The organism is Bacillus sp. ISL-39 (assembly GCF_018613295.1).
GTDB lineage: Bacteria > Bacillota > Bacilli > Bacillales > Cytobacillaceae > Mesobacillus.
Genome location: NZ_JAGGQM010000002.1, coordinates 341,057 through 359,585 on the forward strand (window position 1 = coordinate 341,057; position 18,529 = coordinate 359,585).

Sequence of the window (18,529 nt, forward strand, 5' to 3'; positions counted from 1 at the left end):
TCTCATAGATAATTGGTAAGCGCCTTGCCCCCCAAAAAAACAGGCGGCGGAGTGCAGACCTGTGAAGTCGCTCTTTGACTTGAATGGAATGCCCCGTTTTTTTACGGTTCACCACCAAACCGAGAACTTTTACTCTCTTTATGTGCCCCGTTTCTTTAGTCCATCCCCAAACCGGGAACATACCCTCTCTTTATGTGCCCCGTTTCTACGGTTCACCACCAAACCGGGAATTTTCCCTTTATATTGCGAAAAAACCATAGGGATTTCTCCCTATGGATTTATTGTGCTGTAAAAACAGGCTTGCGTTTTTCACTGAAGGCATTCAATGCTTCCACACGATCCTTTGTTGGAATGGTTACTTCATAAGCTTTGGATTCGATTGCCAGTCCTGTCTGCAGGTCGGTGCTGCTTCCATGCTGGATGGCATATTTCGCCTGTCTCACTGCAATTGGAGCATTTTGCAGGATTTCCTCGGCCAAGTCTTTCGAGGCAGCCATGACATTTTCCTTCGATTCTACGGCTGTCAGAATGCCTAGTTCATAAGCCGTCTCCGCTGATATTTTTCTCGCTGTTAAAATCAATTCCTTCGCCTTCATCTCTCCGATCAGCCTTGAAAGACGCTGTGTGCCGCCTGCACCCGGAATAATGCCCCAGCTAACCTCGGTCATCCCCATTAACGCATTTTCCGAGGCAATTTTAAAGTCACAGGCAAGCATCAGTTCGAAACCTCCGCCAAAAGCAAAGCCGTTCACAGCTGCAATCGTTGGCTGCGGAAGCTCTGCGATCGCGCTGAAGACATCACGAATCTTTTTCACATTCCGGCGAACTTCTGCCTCTGTAAGGTGCTTCCTTTCCTTCAAATCTGCACCTGCACTGAATGCTTTTTCTCCAGCACCGGTGAAGATCACAACCCGTACATCCGTATCCGTATGAAGTTTATCTGTCAGGTCCCCGAGTTCGGTCAATGTTTCATAATTAAAGCAGTTCAACGAATCTGGCCGGTCTATCGTCACATATGCAATATGCTGCTCTTTCTGGTATTTGATGTTGTTCATTTATCTCTCTCCTATATTCTCGATAATCATGGCGATTCCCTGGCCGACACCTACACACATGGTCGCAAGTCCATACCTGGAATCCCGCTTTTTCATTTCATATAAAAGGGTTGTCAAAATACGTGCGCCGCTTGCACCAAGCGGATGGCCGAACGCAATTGCCCCGCCATTTACATTCACCTTAGACTGATCAAGTCCCAGCTCCTGGATGCATCCGATTGACTGGGCCGCGAACGCCTCGTTTAACTCAATCAAGTCCATATCTCCAACGGACAGATTTGCACGCTTAAGAGCCTTTTGAACTGCATAAACAGGACCCATGCCCATGATGGAAGGCTCCAATCCCGCTGTTGCTGACACAATATATTTTGCCAGCGGCTTCAAACCAAGTTCCTCTGCTTTTTCTCGGCTCATCAGCAGCAATGCCGATGCACCGTCATTCACTCCAGACGCATTTCCTGCTGTCACAGTCCCGTCCTTGAATAAAGGCCTCAGCTTTGCCAGTTTTTCAACCGTCGTTCCAGGCCGTGGATGTTCGTCACGGTCAATGACAGTTTTGTTCCCCTTTTTATCTTCGTAAACAACAGGAATAATTTCATTTTCAAAACGCCCTGCCTCCACCGCTTTTTGTGCGCGAAGCTGGCTTTCTGCAGCGAATTCGTCCTGTGCCTCCCTTGAAATGCCATATTTTTTCGCCACGTTTTCTGCTGTCTCCGGCATGCTGTCCGTTCCGTACATTTCCTTCAGCTTGTTGTTCACGAAACGCCATCCGATTGTCGTATCGAACATCTCCATATTGCCGCGCGGGAATTCTTTTTCCGGCTTTGCCATCACGAATGGCGCCCTTGTCATGCTTTCCGTTCCGCCAGCGATGAAAATGTCTCCTTCACCGGCCAAAATCGCTCTGGCCGCATAGTTGACCGCATCCAGGCCTGAACCGCATAATCGGTTAATGGTTGTCCCGGCAACCTCGACAGGCAGTCCAGCCAACAACCCTGACATCCTTGCAACGTTTCGATTATCTTCGCCTGCCTGGTTCGCATTCCCCAAAACTACTTCTTCAATTTCAACTGCAGGTACGTCTGGATTACGATCGATCAACGCCTTAATGACCATTGCCCCTAAATCATCCGGACGGATATGCCGGAGACTTCCGTTGTATCTTCCGATCGGCGTCCTTACTGCATCAACTATCACAACTTCTCTCATCGCCATCCTCCTTACTTCGTCGTCAAAGATTCTTGATAGTCATACACACCGCGTCCCGTTTTCCTGCCAAGACGGCCGGCTTTTACGTATTGCTCAAGCAATGGAGCCGGGCGGTATTTTTCACCGAGCTTCTCATGAAGGTATTTCAAATTGTTCAGGCGTGTATCCAGCCCAACAAGATCACCCAACTCGAATGGTCCCATCGGATAATTCAGCCCCAGCTTAATCGCCTTATCGATATCCTCCGGGCTGCCCAATCCTTCCTGCAGCATGTAAAAAGCTTCATTGCCAACTAGTGCGCTGATCCGGCTGGTCACGAAACCAGGGAATTCGTTGACGATGACAGTTTCTTTGCCCATCTGGATTGCCGCCTTCTGGATTGCTTCAGCTGTTTCATTGCTCGTTTCCAGACCCCGGATAATTTCTACAAGCGGCATTTTGTGGACCGGGTTGAAGAAATGCATCGCGATGACCTTCTCAGGACGCTTGGTAAAAGAGGCAATTTCCGTAGGGCTCATTGTCGATGTATTGGACGCAAACAGGCAATGTTCAGGTGCATGCTGGTCAATCACTTCGAAAATCGTTTTCTTGATATCTATTTTTTCAGGCACGGCTTCGATGACCAGGTCAGCGTCCCTCACATTATCAGCGAGGAAATTCGAATATTTAAGTCTTGCTTTCGCCGACTCTGCGTCTTCTAGCGCGATTTTCCCTCTGGCAATCCCCTTATCAAAAATGCTGTTGATTTCCTGTTCGGCGTTAAGAAGCTGTTTTTCATCCACATCAATAAGGACAGTATCAAAACCGCCCAGGCTGCTGACATAGGCAATTCCTCTCCCCATGACACCCGAACCGATTACGACGAGTTTCTTCATTATATATTCCTCCTGTTCACAGAAACTGAAAGGCGAGCACCCGGATCGTAGAGTGCTCGCCTCATGATTATACGTTAAACGGATTAAGCGGGCGGCTGCCGTAATAAGAGACGATACTCTTTGTTTCTGTATATAAATCAAGTGTTTCGATGCTGAGTTCACGGCCGAATCCGGATTGCTTATAGCCGCCGAATGGTGTGCCCGGGAATGCAGAGAACGGGCAGTTAATCATGACGATCCCCGCCTGGATCTGTTTTGATACCCTTGTTGCACGGCCGTAATCCTTCGTCCAGATGGCAGAACCAAGTCCATATTCACTGTCATTCGCCAGTTTGACAGCTTCTTTTTCATCCTTGAACTTCATGACGACAACAACTGGCCCGAAAATTTCTTCTTTTACAGCTTTCATGCCGTGATTCGTTTCAGCAATGATGGTAGGCTCATACCAGTAGCCATTTTCATAGCCTTCTAGATTCGCAGCTTTTCCACCTGTTAAAACTTCAGCTCCGTCAGCAACTGCAGATTTTACATATCCATCAATGACATCCATTTGGTCCTGGCTGATAACCGCGCCGACATGAGTTTCCTTTTCAAATGGATTCCCAAGCTTAAGCTGCTTTGTTTTTGCCACGAATTTTCCCATGAACTCTTCATATACATCCTCATGGACATACAAACGAGAACGTGCTTCACATGATTGGCCAGTATTGTAGAAAATCCCGAATAGAGAGCCCACTACTGCAGCATCAATATCCGCATCTTCAAAAACGATGCTCGGTGACTTTCCGCCAAGTTCAAGAGTCACGCGCTTTAGCGTTTGGGAAGCTCTTGCCATGATATCCTTGCCGATTGGCGTTGAACCTGTAAAGGCTACTTTGTCAACTTTATCGTGCTCGACCAGATAGTTCCCCACTACTGAACCAGATCCAGGAATGACGTTCACAACGCCTTCAGGTACACCCGCTTCGATACAGATTTCACCAAGGACGACTGCCGATAATGGTGTCAGTGAGGCTGGCTTCACGACAACCGAGCAGCCGACGGCGATTGCCGGAGCGATTTTCCACGCCGCCATCATCATCGGATAGTTCCAAGGAATGATCTGGGCACAAACGCCGACAGGCTCTTTTTCGGTAATATTCTGGAATGCACCAGGCATGCTGTTCACTGCACCGCGGTGGCTGACAATCGCACCTGCGTAAAATTCGAAATCCTCGATTGCCTGCATCACCTGTCCCTGTGCTGCAGCCAGAGATTTACCTGTATCGAGAATCTCCAATTCTACCAGTTCATTGAAACGGGAGCGCATGATTGAAGCGATCTTATTCAGTGTTCGGGAGCGCTTGTTGACAGGAAAATGGCGCCACTTCCCAAAATCGAACGCATTTCTGGCCGCCTGTACCGCAAGCTCTGCGTCTTCTTTTGAAGCCTTAGCCACGGTTGCAACTTCCTCGCCTGTCGCCGGATTGTAGACTTTGTAGGTTTCGCCATTGACGCTGTCCTGGCGTACTCCATTGATGATCAGCTGATATGTCTCGCGTTTTACTGCCATTGCTTCGAATTTTTGCTCTTTTACTGTTGTCACGCGTAACATCTCCTTTTAGTAAATTGATTGATAAATTTATTCACCCTTGAAAACGGGTTTTCTTTTTTCCATGAACGCCTGGACGCCTTCTTTATGGTCGGCGGTCTTCCCGGCAATCCGCTGGCTCTGGGCATCTCTTTCAAGATACTCCTCAAAGCTTGAATGCCAGCTTGCCTTCAAGTTCCTTTTGATCAGGCCGATTGCCTTAGTAGGCATATTGGCAAGTCTTTCTGCAAACGCAGAGACATTGTCGTTCCAGTTGTCCAATGAGTAGATTTCCGTAACCAGCCCCAAATCCTTTGCCTTGTCTGCCGAAATTTTTTCCCCAAATACAGCTAGCTCCATTGCTTTCGCATGGCCGATAAGCCGTGGAAGATAATATAGATTGCCGGCATCCGGAACAAGGCCTACATGGATAAACGCTTCTACAAAGCTTGCTTTTTCAGAAGCGATCCGGAAATCGCAGGCAAGAGCAAGACTCATACCGGCTCCTGCCGCAACACCATTGACAGCTGCAATCACAGGTTTTTCACAACGGTCAAGTTCCATAAGCATCGGATTATAGCGTTTACGAAGTACTTCGCCATGGTCCATTTCATCTGAAACTCCTGCCAAATCCTCACCTGAACAAAATGCCCGGCCTGCACCCGTTATAACCAGCGTCCTTACCTCTTTATCGCGCGAAGCAGACTTGATTGCGGTCTGGATTTCCTTGTTCAATTGCTCGGTGAATGCATTCAATTTATCAGGACGGTTCAGGGTGATGTAGGCCACCTGATTCCGCACTTCATACAAAACGGTTTCAAACACAGCTATGTACCCCCTTATTTCCCTTTAAAATCCGGCTTTCGTTTTTCTTTAAAAGCCCTCATGCCTTCCTTCTGGTCTTCTGTCGCAAAAAGCATATAGAAGTTTTTACGTTCATATTGCATTCCTTCATATAGAGGATAATCGACTGCTTTCAATACCGATTCTTTAATAAGTCTAACGGCAATCGGAGCCTGATCCGCGATTGTATCCGCAAATTTCAGAGTTTCCTCCATCAGTACTTCTTCGGCAAAAGCAGAATTAATGATTCCATGGTATAAGGCTTCTTTGGCAGAGATACGCCTGCCGCTGAGGATCCATTCCATTGCCTTCGTTTTGCCGACAAGCTTTGTGAGCCTCTGCGTTCCGCCTGCTCCAGGCATGACGCCAAGATTAACTTCAGGGAATCCGAATTCCGCATTCTCGGCGGCGAACAGCATGTCGCAGCATAGCGCCAGTTCAAATGCACCGCCCAGGGCAAATCCATGTACAGCCCCGATGACCGGCTTCTTGATCCAGGCGAGCCGGTCCCAGTCATTGAACTGGTTCAACGTTTCCATCGAGATCGCGTCCGCGTCCATCATTTCATCGATATCGGCACCTGCAGCAAATGCCCTGCCCTTCCCTGCGAGGACAATCACCTTAATGTCAGCATCCTCGTCATATGCTTCCATTGCCGAAAGCACCTCAGAAACCATTTGCCTGTTCAAGGCATTCAGGACCTTCGGGCGGTTAAGCTCGATTAATCCAATTTGTCCCTTTACAGATATTTCAATCATTTCATAGCTTTTATTCATTCACTTCTTCACCGATCATCATCGTGACCAGATCACCCGCAAAGCTCATAACATCCTTTCCGGAAGCTTTGCCTTCAGCAGATTTCATACCGGCTTTCAATGCTTCATGATCGTCATAATACATTTCACACATTAGATAATATTTGCCTTCCCCGCCCATTGGGCTTCCGACGATGCGTGTCACTTCCATTTTACGGAGACCTGGGATTTTCGAAGTAAGCGGGGCATGCGTTTCGAAATAGTGCTTGTCAAATGCATCTTTGTCCTGTGGATGCTTGTAAATCGCAATTAGTTTAACCATTAAAAATCTCTCCCTTTTCTTTTTAAAATTTTTATAGACCAAATAGAATATATGCATTGCTTCTTGAAGCTATTAATCAATTGATATGACACCTAAGAATCTTTTTTCGACTTTGGCGTCACATCATAGTTGATACTGGTTTCATTGCCTCGAATGGGTTTTTGCATGATTTGCAGTATAAAATGCTGCGGCATGCTGTTGGACCAAAGAGGTTCTCCATTGTCGTATAGGTGGATCCGCAGTAAGGGCAATCGGCCTGCCACTCACCCGTTTCTGCAATGTGCCTTGGCGGAGGAGCGATGCCGAATTCCTTCAGCTTTTCCCTGCCCAGCTCTGTGACCCGTTCGGATGTCCATGGCGGGCTGAAAATGAATTTAACCTCTACCTTTTCAACTTCATCAAGAACTGATACTGCTTTAATCACATTGTTTTTGATGATATCTAGTGCCGGACAGCCCATGAAGGTAGGCAATAGCTTTATCAAAACTTCATTTGAAGTGATTTCGACTTCCTCGAGCATACCAAGTTCGATTATCGATACACTGTCGATTTCGGGATCCTTCACAGTTTGCAAAGCTTCGATAATTTTATCTCTTATCATTCATCATCACCAGCTTGCTGCCGGATCGGATTTATAGACCTCACCCAATGTATCAAGAGCAGTCTGCAAGTCAGCGGTATGCTCGCCATTTCGCCCATTTCCGCTCTTCATCCCGAATTGATCTGGCATCTCCAGGTTAAGGGATTCGAAAACCGGTGACATCATTTGCATCCATTTCGTTTTCAAAGCTTCCTCTGAATCTAACAATTTGTGCTTTGAGAATTCTTCGGCCTGGCTTCCCATGGAGAACAATCCTTCGAGTTCAGCAAAAACCTTCTCCATCGCGGCTTCCATCCTTTTCCTCGCTTCTCCTCCAGCACTCACAAGCTGAGAGAACCACGTTTTCCAATGCAGTAAATGGTAGTAAAGTTCCATATTGATCTTTACTGCTGCTTCCGCTAATGGCTGGTAGGATGAATTCTTCAGCGATTCAATTTTTACTTTCTTAGCCTGGGCGTAAAAATAGTTCCTCACAACCGCAAGTGCCCAGTCATAATGCGGCTCTGTCAAATAAGTACCTGGTCCGTTCACTTTTTCTAGTAAAATCGCATTCTTTCGTTCTGCTGCCGGCCTTGAGTGGGCAAGCTGGTCAGGTTCACCCGCACCAAGGTCGCTAAGAAGCTGATAAAACATTGCAGCATGGCCCATTGTATCCTGGCTGATTGAAGAGAAAGCGACGTCCTCTTCAATATGGGGAGCAAGTCCCAGCCACTCGGAACCCCGGTAGGCAATAATGAAATCATCATCAGCAAGCTGGAACAGGAGTTCAACTGCAGCGTCGCGAAGTTCTTCATTTTTTAACGCATCTTCAAGTTCATATTTCATTTCTCCTGCTTCCCTCCCCATGACAAGATCTCCTTTTCATCAAGCATTTCCTGCTCGTAGTGGCGCCATTTCTTTTTTAAATAACCGTAGCCTTTCGTATTCCTGTAATCCTTGTTATCAAGCCTTTGCAATGTTTGTCGCTCTTCAAGTGACATCTTTCTGATATCATCCCGCTTGACGACCCAAATATCGGCAACCGGCTCCCGCCTCATGAAATTCTCCTGAGCCATCACAAGGGCCAGCTCGTGGTTCGGGGCCAGCAATGAGAACTGGTACTGCATAGGCGAAGTGGCCGTCCTTTTGCTGAAGACTTCAAACTCCTGATAAAATCCATTTCCAGACATGATCTCTCTCCTTTCCTGTGGTATTCCCGGGGCTAATTCTTCATTTGCTGGAGGATTATGCTTTAGCGCTCAATGCGTCGATGACCCACTTGTTGTTGGTATAGGAAATTTCCCTAAGCCTTAAACGATCCTTCGATTTTGGTCCATTATTCTTAATGATTTGCTTGAACTTGCTCCAATCGGGCTGCTTGTATTGCCAAATGCCTGACTCCTGGTCAAAATGCATCGTTTCATCTGGCAGCTTCAAACCAAGCGACAGGACCCTTGGAATATATTTTATGAAAAAGTCCTGGCGGAGCTCCTCGTTTGTTTTCGTTCTGATCCTGTATTTGATGGTTGTGTCCTGTTTGGAAGTTCCAGTAGTAGACGCATCTGCAGGACCGAAGAACATAAGAAGCGCTTCCCACCATCGGTCCAACGAATCCTGGATCATCGCTTTCTGCTCGTCTGTTCCTTCTGCAAGCGCCATGATGATCGCCTCACCGTGCTGGGCGTGGAAAACCTCCTCGGCGCAGATTCGCTTCAACGCTCTAGCGTATGGCCCATATGATGCATCAAGCATATTCGTCTGCGATATAATGGCTGCACCATCGACAAGCCAGCCAATCAATCCGGCATCTCCCCAGGTTTTTGCTTCCATATGGAAGACATTGTGGAATTTCAAGTCGCCTGATAGCAAATCCTGAATGATGTTCTCGCGTGATTTTCCAAGCGGCTTCATCAAATCTTCCGCCACTCTTAACAGCAGTTGTCCGTGTCCCATTTCATCCTGCACCTTCGCCATGATCCCCAGTTTTCTTTTCAAAGAAGGAGCTTTTGGCACCCATTCCTTTTCGGGGAGCGCACCCATTATTTCACTGATGCCGTGCATTGAAATAAGCTTGATCAGTGTCATTCGATAGTCATCCGGCATCCAATCTTCAGCCTCAATTTTATCGCCAGCTTCAATCCGGCTCATAAAGTGCTCATATTTAGCCTCTTCGCTCAGTAGCTCGAAGGAAATTGTGTTTTCCATGCTGCCTTACCTCCTTAGATTTAAGTTCCAATCGCTTCCTTTGTTTTATCAACAATCCGCACTGCCTTCCCTTCAGAGCGCGGTATTGTTTTTGGACGATGCACCCGTACCTCCATCGATATCAGACACTGGCTCCTGAGCAATGATTGAATCCTTTGCTCAAGTTGGTAAACCGAATCCGAAATCGGATCCGCCCCGATCACTGTGAAATATTCCTCATTCATCTCAACATGCAGCTCAAGAACTTTTAACGTACGCTTCTGTAAAATCTGAATCTGGTAATGAGGGGCAAGTTCAGGTACTGTCAGCAGGCAATGTTCAATCTGTGATGGGAACACATTAACGCCATTGATGATCAGCATGTCATCGATTCTTCCTTTGACTCGGGACATTCTCACTGTCGTCCGTCCGCAGCTGCATTTTTCCTTCGTCAGGGAAGCAATATCCCCCGTACGATAGCGGATGACCGGAAAGGCTTCCTTCGTCAGGCTTGTGAATACCAGCTCCCCTTCTTCCCCCTCAGGAACAGGTTTTAACGTTTCAGGGTCAATTACCTCAACTAAAAAATGATCTTCGGCAACATGGAGTCCCTCCTGGGCTTCATGGCATTCACTTGCGACACCAGGCCCGATCACTTCGCTGAGCCCGTAGATGTCACATGCCCTGATTCCCAGTTTTTCTTCGAGCGTCTTCCTCATTTCTTCTGACCAAGGCTCAGCCCCGAAAATACCGTATTTCAATGAAGTTTCGCGTGGGTCCATGCCCATTTCCTCCATCGTTTCAGCGATATTCAGAATGTAAGAAGGTGTCCCGCAAATGACCTGCGGTTTAAAATCTTCAATCAACATGATTTGTCTCTGGGTGTTGCCGCCGGAAACTGGTACAGTAACCATCCCCAACTGTTCACTTCCGTAATGCAGGCCCAACCCGCCGGTGAAAAGGCCATAACCATAAGCATTATGCAGAAAATTGCCCGCTTCACCGCCGCCAAGAGCAATCGCCCTGGCGACAATCTCTCCCCACATTTCTATATCATTCTGTGTATAGCCAACCACAGTCGGCTTGCCGCTTGTTCCCGATGAAGCGTGTACCCTGACCAATTCACTTTGTGGAACAGCGAAAAGCCCGAATGGATAGTGATTGCGCAGATCTTGCTTCTCTGTGAAAGGAAGCGCTTCCAAATCTTCCAGACTATTTAGGCTATCAGGCGAAAAATTCGCATCCTCAAATTTCTTTTTGTAAAATGGCACCCTTTGAGCAACTTTCTCCACTACTGCCTTGAGTCTTTGAAGTTGGAGTTCTTCTATGGACTCACGACTGCTCGTTTCAATTTCATGTAGAATCAAGATTACGCCCCCTGCAATACATAAAATTTTATTTATATAACGTTATATAACCGTAACACTATAAATGTGTTATATATTTTAAAACAAAGATAACGTGTATATAGGAAAAAGTCAATTATTTTTCTGAAAATTTTAATTTTTACTGAAGAAAATCTAGTTGCAGAAGGTAAAAGAAGTGATTGTGGTGATTTTTATATGATTATTGGGAAAATCTTTAGCGGGTGTGAGAGAATTCCTGGTGATTTTACTAAGGCTCTTTTCTCAAACTTTGTTGTTATTGACTACAATGCAGAAATTGAATGACCTATGTTTCTTCACAAAATTAAATCTTATTACTGAGAAAAGAGCTTGCACACTTAATACCGAACTACAAAATGGCTTTTATCACGTTAAAATCAGCTTTAGGATTTTAACAACAATCTTTTAGAAAACTACCTTTACTAAGGAGGTTAAGATCGTAGTGAGTACTATTTTAAGCGTGTGACCATAAAAGACGCTTTCTCTCCAGCTTATGTCCCTTTTCAGGTATAAAAACGACCTCCTGACAGAGTCAGGAGGCCAATTTGTTCTATTAATACATGCTCATATACTGTTCGCGTTCCCATGGGTGAACTTGTGTACGGATTATGCTCTATCCTGTGTTTATTATTCTTAGGGTATCTCAAAAGTTTATATAATAGGAAAATATAAATGAATTGTTTCACTTACAAGCATATGTTTTTTCGAATCCTGGGGCAGTTTTGGGGCAGTACAAAAATATTAGGGTCAAGTTAGTAAATCAACTTGGCCCGATTTTTATCCAATTTTAATCTTTACTTCTCTATCCTGTTTCCTCTTTTCCTCTACTCCTTTCACTGTGTTTACAAAGTCGGTAAAGTTTTGTGCCTGGAATATCTTAAACGGATATTCATCATCAATAGCATATCGCTGTTCAGAAAGAATCAGAATATGAGGGAATGGTTTAGCAACTATGCTGCCATGGTATAAATCTAAATAACGCTCTATTTTTTTTCCCATCAATTTATCTGAATATATTGTCCTCTGTACCTCTATGAAGAAGCCTGTGCCTCTATACATGCAATAGATATCAGGTTCAGCCCCTATATCCTTCTTTCCGTATTTAGGCTCCACCCAGAAGCTTTCTAATTTACCTAACTTCCTCATTTCCTTGTACACTTTCAAAATCGCTAGAAAATGCCCTATTTTCGCGCTGTTCTGCTTCATGGATACCTCGGGTCCAAAGTATACAAATGGAGTAAATGAGGTAGAACGCTGAATCTGTCCGTCACGCAATAATCGTAATAGGATATTGTTGGCAGCATACTTGGGATTCTTCAGCCCTGCAAAGTGCAATTCGGCTATACTGTCCCGATCCATTACCCTGAATCGATTCAAGTCTTTAATTATCGCTTTATCTCTGTCGGTTAGCATAAGAACACAACCTCTTCAGTTAAGTGTTTAGGTTCTTTCTTTGGAATCTGTGGGTTAATTTCTTTTACAGGTTTTGATATACAGAAATCATTTAGCAGCTTCTTAGCATCTTCCAATTCCAGATTAGGTGCTTGTAGGTTATAGACTTATCAGCGTTCATTATGAAGTGACCACTTTTTTCGATTTTTTCAGAATCCGGTGTGTTGACTATCCTGGCTTCAATCATATCCCTTAATTTAAACCCCATTGATACGGTTAAATTTGCTCTTATAGTTGTGTCTAACACATGAGCACTCGGTCTCTGCATCGACAGGATGGCGAATACTCCAAGCGTTCTGCCGATGGCTACTATTTTAGTGAGTATATCCATAATTGTTTCATCTTGACGCAACATGACAAATTCATCTATACAAACAATAATATATGGTCGCTTATGTTCAGCAGGCAGGTCATCAACATGAGATACTTCAAAAATTTCTGTCAGATCGCTTCGTGCGTTTAAATCCTTCTTTATGTCTTTCATCATCTTAGCAATCTGTTTTCCATTACTTAGCACGCATTGAGTTATATACCTATGGATAAGGCATACATACTGAGTGAATTATTGAATTGTAAAGTGGAGGATCTTTATGAACGCAAGAATACAGATAACTTACCTGACTGAAGGAGGGAAAACTCAACAAAGGGGAAACTTCTCATTAAAGCGAAGAAAACCTGAGGAGTTGGCATCTGATTGGTTACAAGAGATTAAAAGGAAAGTGACCTACCAGGAATTAATCTCGGTGATTGTTGATGGAAAAGAAGATATAACAGATAAGGTATTAGAATTCCAAAAAGCCCCACTCAATGAGGAGGCCACTGAAAATCTGCCGATTTTTTAGATTTCCTTGAGAATCCAGACCAAAAAAACCAGTTCGATTCCATATTGTTGGAATTGAACTGGCTTTTTTTGGTCCTCTTTTGCCTCTATTTTTGCCCTATCAGCTTTAGAATTCTCTTTAAATTGACCGTGAATATGGCCATTGCACCTTGTAATTCCATACAAATTAGACCCGAGGAAGTGGCTACATCATACCCGTGTCTGTATTTTAACTCGCTATTCTTTGCCTCTATTTTATTTCCGAAAGTTTATCCTGGTTAAGCTGATCAACCCAGTTCCGGCCGATTGCTTTATCTCCAGTGCTGTTGAACTTGATAACCTTGCTAAGATGTTTTCAGCTGATTTTTTAAAGCTGCATTTGACGGTTGAAATAGTGTGTTCGCCATTCCTCCATCATCCTCCTTCGAGTGCCGGACATTGCTTCCATTCATACCCTGCAAATTCCTGATGCCCAAGAATATCTTGATCCTTAAGGGAGAAATCAATTTTCAAAGCTTCCAGCAAACGATAGAGCGATTTGAGACTGAGCTGCAGTCGGTTGATCATATCTAAAAGTCTCCAATCATGCAGATACCAAATGTATAACGATTGTGGAGGCCAACGTGATAAGATACTTTGTTCAGGTCCATTGTCCAGTAAATAACTCCGTTTTTACCAATGATTAAAGGGTAGGCAACTTCGGACCAATCCAATGTGCCAACATGGTAATTGGCCTAGGCTTCTGGTGAGCCTTCCCGAGTAGCCCCGTGATGTACTGCAATCTTTTTGATATCGAGCAATGACCGACTAAGGTATCTTTTAGTCTCGTGCTTGGTCAGCTTATTCCGATAATCCCTAACTTCTAACAAACTTAAGAAGCATATGATCACTCCTATTTTTTCATCAAGCCCTGTGCCTGTAATGTCTTCTTTTGCAGTTGAGCTTTTCTCGATGTGTATGTGTTCTTCCACACAGCATATACGTTGATTACCAGTGCTGTTAAAGCTCCAACTAACACCACAAATCCATTAATACTTTCCTGGGTGACCCATTCAAAAGAAATGCCTATTGTCGAAAAAAAATAAAAGGAGAGCTGTTAGGAAGCCCCCCAAAAGTGTTGCGATATCTTTTTTCATTAAACTGTTCCTCCTTTGAATACTTCAAATACAATAGCAATGACTCCACCAACAATGCCTATTACTGTAGCTGAAATTAAAGCTGTCGTTATGGTCCTCTTCAGCCATTTGGTATCCTCTTTAATTTCTTTTAGGTCACTGCCTTGCTTAAGTTGGCGTTACAAAAACTAATGGTTGATTTAGGACAACTTGGTAAAGATATTAACAATGACATTGGAAATCTTGTTAAAAATGGACTTCCGGTAATTCTTCAACAGACACTAGACATTGTTAGGTTTATTGGGAATGTATCTGTTCATCCAGGAAAACTTGATATGAAAGACGATTTGAGACAGCATGATTTAATAATTGTTTATGATCCGGACATTATTGTGCCCTTGTTAATTTCGGACATCACGGTTTACCGCAAGGTTTATAGGGTTTATAGGGTTTATTGGGCATCCCGGTTCCACTCCTGCTTATATTTAGGAGGCTCCTTTTTCTTCGAGCGCAGTCTGTCTAGCAATTGCTTTTGCTCTTTAGATAGACAGTACATATCCTTCATTTTTACCACCCTTTTCTTCTAATAGGTCTAAGCAAGCAGTAACAATTTTTTTGTTTGCATGAATCGGATTAATGTTCAAATTGCATATTAACCAGTACACATAAGAAAAGAAAATAATATAAAAGTCAGGAGAATCATTTAAACATAAAAAAAGCACCCTGTTCGAGTGCTTAAACCGAGTTATTTACACACTGGTTTTTCATTTTTTCAATTGCTTCACTTTCAATTCTAGTTTCTAAGTTACTCCAGGAAAGTTTAATATCATATTTTTCATTATATGCATACCCATAGTAGCTATCATTTACAAATGACAGCCTGACTTCCCAAAGAACCTCTTTCTGCATTACTGGTCGTTGCTGCATTATTTTTAAAGGCAAAAGAAAACTTCTTATCTCGTTCATATGGATATCCTCATTTCCGATATTATTTACTGTTTTAAACTTGAGCTTTAATAAATTTTATAAAATCTTCTCCGAATTTTGTTATTGGCCCATCTGGTGGTACATCCTCAAAAGTTATTGTTTGGATCAAACCTAATTGTTCTAATTTGTTATCTATAAACTTTAAAAATGCTCTTTTTTTCTCTCCTTCCGCACTTAAGTCAACATTTAATTGGACTTCGTTACTGACAATGCGTTCTCTATATTCTGGCGTTTGTTCAATTAATCTTCTAATATCCATAAAGCGTAAGCTTTTTAAAACATCATAATAACTAATTATTAATTCTTGGTCAGTAATACGGTGTTCTATTATAGATTCAAATAGATTAACTAAGTATTGGATTTTCGACGCCTCCGGTTCATCGCTAACGTTCTCTAGGACAAAAGGAAAAACTACATCATCCACAAATTTATTTTCAGTGGGTGTTAATCGACTTACTATGGCATTAATCTCATCCAGCCTACCACCCATTATTTGAAGAGCTAATTGGATTCTTTCCTCAGATTTCCTTTGTTTGTAACTTGCTCTCGCTGAAACTAAGCCAGGTGCTATTTGGCCTGCGACACCTTCAAGTAAAAGTTCAGAGCCTATATTTATTCCTTCTCCAACAATTGAATCTGAGTTTTCCTTCACTTTTGTTATTATCTCTTTTAATTTCATTTCATTACCTCCCGTTATTAAATTCAACAAAAGGAGATTTTTCCCTTCATTTAGGTTACAAAAAAAGCACCCTTGAAAGGATGCTTTAGCACTTATTATACGCCTCTTCTTTTTTGTAAATAAGTTTGAAATTTAGGTGCATGACCATATAATGCTTCGAATACTTCTTCGTACCTTCCTGCCTCATGAAGGGTTTGCGCTATATCTTCAGCAAAATGATAATTATGTTCCCTATGAATAACGATCCTGTATATAGTAGATTCATAATTAACACTACTTATCTCTTCACCGTTATCAAGCTGTTCACGTAAATTATCAAAAAAGTCTAAGATTCTACCATACTGTTGTCTAGTCACCTCATGCTCAAACAATAGACGACTAAAATCATCATTATCGAACAACAACTGCTGTCTAAACTCAATAAAATCAAGTCTTTCAAGTAATTCTTGATCCATATCCACACCACCTTTCGACCTAATTATCATCGAAAGGATTTACTCGGACAACCTCAATCGTTCGTCAAAAACTGACATCAATACTGCTACTTTATTCTACTCACAGTGGGCCGTTTCTTTAGCAGCTGGAATCATGGTTTTCCTGGAGAAATTTTTTAAATGTGTCAGTGATGAGCATCGATTTTTGCAACACTGTCTTTGATTAAGGAAGCTTTAAATTCTTACCACAATTTTATAATAGCAGATGTGTATTAAAATCTTCGTTCTTTTTTCTGCCGTTTTTCTGCCAATATTATATAGTAGCTCTTATTCTGTTAAATAACTTTTTATATAAATCTTCTTCATTTTCCCAGACGATATGTGCATATTGCCTAGTATCAAAATGTACATTTTTTAAATCTTCTGCTTTACATGTCCAAATAACTGGTTTCCCTAGCCCCATTGCATACCCCGCTTCGAAGTAAACTCCACCTCTTTGTCCGGTGAAATCTGCAACTACAAACTTACTTTTTCTAATTTCAGCAATGATTTCATCGTCAATTTTATTGTTGTGTTCCTTTTTGTCAATGCGTATAGTGTTATACCCCGCATCCTCAATAGCTTTTTTCATAGCAGTTTCAAACGCTGTTTCCATAGAAGGATCAAACCACATTGCTACAAAAGCATTTTGGTTATTGTCCATATTTTGTTCAAGTTCTGCAACTCTGTTCCAGCCTTTTACCGTTAATACAATATCACTAGGAAAACTTGTATTCCCCGATACAAAACCATCTTCTTTTAATTGATTTAATAAAAAAAAGACTTCCCCTGTATCATTTGTCTGTGTAAAAAACATCGATTTATTTCCCTCATGTATTCTAATTAATGCTCCAGGATGTTGAGAGACATTAGCAAGGTTACTAATTGTTCTGTCTAGCCTGTCTGATACTTTATGAGGAAAATCCTTAAGAAGCTGTTCAATTGTTAATACAGGGTATCCTGTTGTTTGATCGTTAACCTTGTCCGGGTTTATTGCTATATATATAGGAATTTGTTTTTTTATAACTCTCTCTTTCATTAATATAGCTAATCTTATTTTTATACATTCTTCGTCTAACCTGTCTTTGGCACTACTTGTGATTAAGTAACCTCCGCACTCAGGACAATTTACCGAATAGTCCCAAACATTATAAGCTTGTACTGAAGCATTTTGTTCGCAAAAAAAACATTTACTCACTTTTACTCTCCCCTTTAAATTAACCATATCTTATATTTTGTTGAATTCACCTAAAGGCTTGAAGCCTTACCATATCTATTATTTTACAACTGATTGGAAATGAATTACACTACTATTTAAAATGATGAATTCACAAAAATTCCTTTATGTTGTTTATAAAAAAAGAAAGGACTTTACAAAAGTCCTTCCTGTTAAATCAGTGTAAATAAAAATTTTCAGTTTTTAGGAGTGAAGTTTTGATATTTACTATTAAGCGTATATTTTTTAGTTAATATTGCTTCTCCCTCGGTTTTTAAAATTGTTAGGAATGTATCAGCAATGTATGGATCAAATTGCTTGCCTTTATTCTCCTCGATTTCTTTGATTACACAATCGAAATCCTTTTTATTTTTATAAATTCGCCTTGATGTCATGGCATCGAAAGCATCAGCAAGAGCCATTATTCTAGCTACGAAGGGAATTTCGGCACCCTTTAATCCCTCGGGATATCCCTTTCCGTCATACCTTTCATGATGGTATAAAACCATATCTAAAATCCCGTTTTTCTGAAAGGATGTAACATGCTTTATAGATTTATATCCGATAAATGGATGTTGTTTTATAACGTCATATTCCTCAAGTGTTAATTTTGATGGCTTGTTTAAAATTTTCTCATCAATACCTATTTTTCCTAAGTCGTGAATAAGACCTCCAAGATAAATATCATCGCAAATCTTCTCGCGTAAACCTAATCTCTTGGCAATAATTTTCGCATAAAAGGCTACACTTTCCGAATGAGTTGCTGTATAGGGGTCCCGAGAGTCAATTGATTTTACTAAAGCTGTTGTTACCTCAAGGAGATTAGTTTTTTGTTTTAAATTTCCTTTTACCAGTGTTGAAACGGCTAAACCAACAGTGAAGTATGTAAACCATTGAAATAGAGAACCCTCAACTTCTGGCCAACTTGAAAGAATAAAATGGAATCTGTATATAGCGAGTAACCCACTTTGGATAATCAGCACTATTATACTTCTAAAGACAACCCCTA

The 18,529-nt window shown here is 42.3% G+C and carries 24 protein-coding genes and 1 pseudogene; 2 read left to right on the forward strand and 23 right to left on the reverse strand.

Annotation, left to right across the window (positions count from 1 at the left end):
* Nucleotides 1-278: 278 nt before the first annotated feature.
* The 14 genes from J7E37_RS03515 to J7E37_RS03580 all read right to left on the reverse strand — a co-directional run bounded on the left by J7E37_RS03515 (nucleotide 279) and on the right by J7E37_RS03580 (nucleotide 12,717).
* Complete coding sequence (locus tag J7E37_RS03515) at nucleotides 279-1,055, reverse strand: enoyl-CoA hydratase-related protein (protein ID WP_214776951.1); 777 nt, start codon at nucleotides 1,053-1,055, stop codon at nucleotides 279-281.
* Entirely contained in the window at nucleotides 1,056-2,264 is a 1,209-nt protein-coding gene (gene pcaF, locus J7E37_RS03520; RefSeq protein ID WP_214776953.1) for a 3-oxoadipyl-CoA thiolase, read from the reverse strand.
* An 11-nt stretch (nucleotides 2,265-2,275) separates the two neighbouring features.
* Complete coding sequence (locus tag J7E37_RS03525) at nucleotides 2,276-3,139, reverse strand: 3-hydroxyacyl-CoA dehydrogenase (protein ID WP_251009425.1); 864 nt, start codon at nucleotides 3,137-3,139, stop codon at nucleotides 2,276-2,278.
* A 67-nt stretch (nucleotides 3,140-3,206) separates the two neighbouring features.
* Entirely contained in the window at nucleotides 3,207-4,724 is a 1,518-nt protein-coding gene (locus tag J7E37_RS03530) for an aldehyde dehydrogenase family protein (RefSeq protein WP_215022538.1), read from the reverse strand.
* A gap of 36 nt (nucleotides 4,725-4,760) precedes the next feature.
* Nucleotides 4,761-5,534 carry an enoyl-CoA hydratase-related protein gene (locus J7E37_RS03535; RefSeq protein WP_214776957.1) on the reverse strand — a complete coding sequence of 258 codons (774 nt, stop codon included), beginning with the start codon at nucleotides 5,532-5,534 and terminating at the stop codon, nucleotides 4,761-4,763.
* A 14-nt stretch (nucleotides 5,535-5,548) separates the two neighbouring features.
* The gene (locus tag J7E37_RS03540; protein ID WP_215022540.1) at nucleotides 5,549-6,328 is read right to left on the reverse strand and encodes an enoyl-CoA hydratase-related protein; all 780 of its coding nucleotides are present in this window, start codon (nucleotides 6,326-6,328) and stop codon (nucleotides 5,549-5,551) included.
* Nucleotides 6,321-6,629: an EthD family reductase gene (locus J7E37_RS03545; protein ID WP_214776961.1), complete on the reverse strand. Its 309-nt coding sequence runs from the start codon at nucleotides 6,627-6,629 to the stop codon at nucleotides 6,321-6,323. Before J7E37_RS03545 ends, J7E37_RS03540 begins: the two co-directional genes overlap by 8 nt.
* Before the next feature lie 118 nt (nucleotides 6,630-6,747).
* On the reverse strand, nucleotides 6,748-7,230 hold the full coding sequence (paaD, locus tag J7E37_RS03550) for a 1,2-phenylacetyl-CoA epoxidase subunit PaaD (protein WP_215022542.1): 483 nt from the start codon (nucleotides 7,228-7,230) through the stop codon (nucleotides 6,748-6,750).
* A 6-nt stretch (nucleotides 7,231-7,236) separates the two neighbouring features.
* Nucleotides 7,237-8,055 carry a 1,2-phenylacetyl-CoA epoxidase subunit PaaC gene (gene paaC, locus J7E37_RS03555; RefSeq protein ID WP_214777690.1) on the reverse strand — a complete coding sequence of 273 codons (819 nt, stop codon included), beginning with the start codon at nucleotides 8,053-8,055 and terminating at the stop codon, nucleotides 7,237-7,239.
* Nucleotides 8,052-8,399: a 1,2-phenylacetyl-CoA epoxidase subunit PaaB gene (gene paaB / locus J7E37_RS03560; protein WP_102262291.1), complete on the reverse strand. Its 348-nt coding sequence runs from the start codon at nucleotides 8,397-8,399 to the stop codon at nucleotides 8,052-8,054. Before paaB ends, paaC begins: the two co-directional genes overlap by 4 nt.
* A 55-nt stretch (nucleotides 8,400-8,454) precedes the next feature.
* Complete coding sequence (gene paaA, locus J7E37_RS03565) at nucleotides 8,455-9,414, reverse strand: 1,2-phenylacetyl-CoA epoxidase subunit PaaA (protein WP_215022544.1); 960 nt, start codon at nucleotides 9,412-9,414, stop codon at nucleotides 8,455-8,457.
* A 20-nt stretch (nucleotides 9,415-9,434) separates the two neighbouring features.
* Complete coding sequence (locus tag J7E37_RS03570; protein ID WP_215022547.1) at nucleotides 9,435-10,760, reverse strand: phenylacetate--CoA ligase family protein; 1,326 nt, start codon at nucleotides 10,758-10,760, stop codon at nucleotides 9,435-9,437.
* A gap of 795 nt (nucleotides 10,761-11,555) precedes the next feature.
* Entirely contained in the window at nucleotides 11,556-12,191 is a 636-nt protein-coding gene (locus tag J7E37_RS03575; protein ID WP_215022548.1) for a hypothetical protein, read from the reverse strand.
* A gap of 91 nt (nucleotides 12,192-12,282) precedes the next feature.
* The gene (locus J7E37_RS03580; RefSeq protein ID WP_215022549.1) at nucleotides 12,283-12,717 is read right to left on the reverse strand and encodes a hypothetical protein; all 435 of its coding nucleotides are present in this window, start codon (nucleotides 12,715-12,717) and stop codon (nucleotides 12,283-12,285) included.
* Nucleotides 12,718-12,820: 103 nt separating this feature from the next.
* Here J7E37_RS03580 and J7E37_RS03585 point away from each other — a divergent pair, with 103 nt between their 5' ends.
* On the forward strand, nucleotides 12,821-13,072 hold the full coding sequence (locus J7E37_RS03585) for a hypothetical protein (RefSeq protein ID WP_215022550.1): 252 nt from the start codon (nucleotides 12,821-12,823) through the stop codon (nucleotides 13,070-13,072).
* Nucleotides 13,073-13,157: 85 nt separating this feature from the next.
* On the opposite strand, the pseudogene J7E37_RS03590 reads toward J7E37_RS03585, so the two are convergent.
* The 4 genes and pseudogenes from J7E37_RS03590 to J7E37_RS22435 all read right to left on the reverse strand — a co-directional run.
* Nucleotides 13,158-13,307 (reverse strand): annotated as a pseudogene (locus tag J7E37_RS03590) (IS5/IS1182 family transposase); the annotation flags it as partial.
* Between the two features lie 157 nt (nucleotides 13,308-13,464).
* A complete protein-coding gene (locus tag J7E37_RS03595) occupies nucleotides 13,465-13,617 on the reverse strand; it encodes a hypothetical protein (protein WP_215022551.1) in 153 nt (50 codons plus the stop codon).
* Between the two features lie 2 nt (nucleotides 13,618-13,619).
* The gene (locus tag J7E37_RS22430; protein ID WP_215022552.1) at nucleotides 13,620-13,763 is read right to left on the reverse strand and encodes an N-acetylmuramoyl-L-alanine amidase; all 144 of its coding nucleotides are present in this window, start codon (nucleotides 13,761-13,763) and stop codon (nucleotides 13,620-13,622) included.
* 179 nt (nucleotides 13,764-13,942) lie between these two features.
* Nucleotides 13,943-14,119 (reverse strand): phage holin, encoded by a 177-nt coding sequence (locus tag J7E37_RS22435; protein ID WP_215022910.1) that lies wholly within the window; start codon nucleotides 14,117-14,119, stop codon nucleotides 13,943-13,945.
* Between the two features lie 219 nt (nucleotides 14,120-14,338).
* On the opposite strand from J7E37_RS22435, the gene J7E37_RS22440 reads away from it, so the two are divergent.
* Nucleotides 14,339-14,752: a DUF4145 domain-containing protein gene (locus J7E37_RS22440; RefSeq protein WP_353049986.1), complete on the forward strand. Its 414-nt coding sequence runs from the start codon at nucleotides 14,339-14,341 to the stop codon at nucleotides 14,750-14,752.
* A gap of 148 nt (nucleotides 14,753-14,900) precedes the next feature.
* On the opposite strand, the gene J7E37_RS03615 is transcribed toward J7E37_RS22440, so the two are convergent.
* The 5 genes from J7E37_RS03615 to J7E37_RS03635 all read right to left on the reverse strand — a co-directional run bounded on the left by J7E37_RS03615 (nucleotide 14,901) and on the right by J7E37_RS03635 (nucleotide 18,503).
* On the reverse strand, nucleotides 14,901-15,131 hold the full coding sequence (locus tag J7E37_RS03615; RefSeq protein WP_215022555.1) for a hypothetical protein: 231 nt from the start codon (nucleotides 15,129-15,131) through the stop codon (nucleotides 14,901-14,903).
* Between the two features lie 34 nt (nucleotides 15,132-15,165).
* Nucleotides 15,166-15,831: a hypothetical protein gene (locus J7E37_RS03620; RefSeq protein WP_215022556.1), complete on the reverse strand. Its 666-nt coding sequence runs from the start codon at nucleotides 15,829-15,831 to the stop codon at nucleotides 15,166-15,168.
* 95 nt (nucleotides 15,832-15,926) lie between these two features.
* Nucleotides 15,927-16,286, reverse strand: coding sequence for a DUF1878 domain-containing protein (locus J7E37_RS03625; RefSeq protein ID WP_215022557.1), 360 nt, complete (start codon nucleotides 16,284-16,286; stop codon nucleotides 15,927-15,929).
* Between the two features lie 292 nt (nucleotides 16,287-16,578).
* On the reverse strand, nucleotides 16,579-17,502 hold the full coding sequence (locus J7E37_RS03630) for a nucleoside 2-deoxyribosyltransferase (protein WP_215022558.1): 924 nt from the start codon (nucleotides 17,500-17,502) through the stop codon (nucleotides 16,579-16,581).
* 215 nt (nucleotides 17,503-17,717) lie between these two features.
* Nucleotides 17,718-18,503 (reverse strand): HD-GYP domain-containing protein, encoded by a 786-nt coding sequence (locus J7E37_RS03635; RefSeq protein ID WP_215022559.1) that lies wholly within the window; start codon nucleotides 18,501-18,503, stop codon nucleotides 17,718-17,720.
* Nucleotides 18,504-18,529: the final 26 nt, after the last annotated feature.

Excerpts from the sequence above, each read along its gene's own strand:
- J7E37_RS03515 (WP_214776951.1), bottom strand. The coding sequence starts at position 1,055 with ATGAACAACATCAAATACCAGAAAGAGCAGCATATTGCATATGTGACG.
- pcaF (WP_214776953.1), bottom strand. The coding sequence starts at position 2,264 with ATGAGAGAAGTTGTGATAGTTGATGCAGTAAGGACGCCGATCGGAAGA.
- J7E37_RS03525 (WP_251009425.1), bottom strand. The coding sequence starts at position 3,139 with ATGAAGAAACTCGTCGTAATCGGTTCGGGTGTCATGGGGAGAGGAATT.
- J7E37_RS03540 (WP_215022540.1), bottom strand. The coding sequence starts at position 6,328 with ATGAATAAAAGCTATGAAATGATTGAAATATCTGTAAAGGGACAAATT.
- J7E37_RS03545 (WP_214776961.1), bottom strand. The coding sequence starts at position 6,629 with ATGGTTAAACTAATTGCGATTTACAAGCATCCACAGGACAAAGATGCA.
- paaD (WP_215022542.1), bottom strand. The coding sequence starts at position 7,230 with ATGATAAGAGATAAAATTATCGAAGCTTTGCAAACTGTGAAGGATCCC.
- paaC (WP_214777690.1), bottom strand. The coding sequence starts at position 8,055 with ATGAAATATGAACTTGAAGATGCGTTAAAAAATGAAGAACTTCGCGAC.
- paaB (WP_102262291.1), bottom strand. The coding sequence starts at position 8,399 with ATGTCTGGAAATGGATTTTATCAGGAGTTTGAAGTCTTCAGCAAAAGG.
- paaA (WP_215022544.1), bottom strand. The coding sequence starts at position 9,414 with ATGGAAAACACAATTTCCTTCGAGCTACTGAGCGAAGAGGCTAAATAT.
- J7E37_RS03575 (WP_215022548.1), bottom strand. The coding sequence starts at position 12,191 with ATGCTAACCGACAGAGATAAAGCGATAATTAAAGACTTGAATCGATTC.
- J7E37_RS03580 (WP_215022549.1), bottom strand. The coding sequence starts at position 12,717 with ATGATGAAAGACATAAAGAAGGATTTAAACGCACGAAGCGATCTGACA.
- J7E37_RS03585 (WP_215022550.1), top strand. The coding sequence starts at position 12,821 with ATGAACGCAAGAATACAGATAACTTACCTGACTGAAGGAGGGAAAACT.
- J7E37_RS03595 (WP_215022551.1), bottom strand. The coding sequence starts at position 13,617 with ATGATCAACCGACTGCAGCTCAGTCTCAAATCGCTCTATCGTTTGCTG.
- J7E37_RS03615 (WP_215022555.1), bottom strand. The coding sequence starts at position 15,131 with ATGAACGAGATAAGAAGTTTTCTTTTGCCTTTAAAAATAATGCAGCAA.
- J7E37_RS03620 (WP_215022556.1), bottom strand. The coding sequence starts at position 15,831 with ATGAAATTAAAAGAGATAATAACAAAAGTGAAGGAAAACTCAGATTCA.
- J7E37_RS03625 (WP_215022557.1), bottom strand. The coding sequence starts at position 16,286 with ATGGATCAAGAATTACTTGAAAGACTTGATTTTATTGAGTTTAGACAG.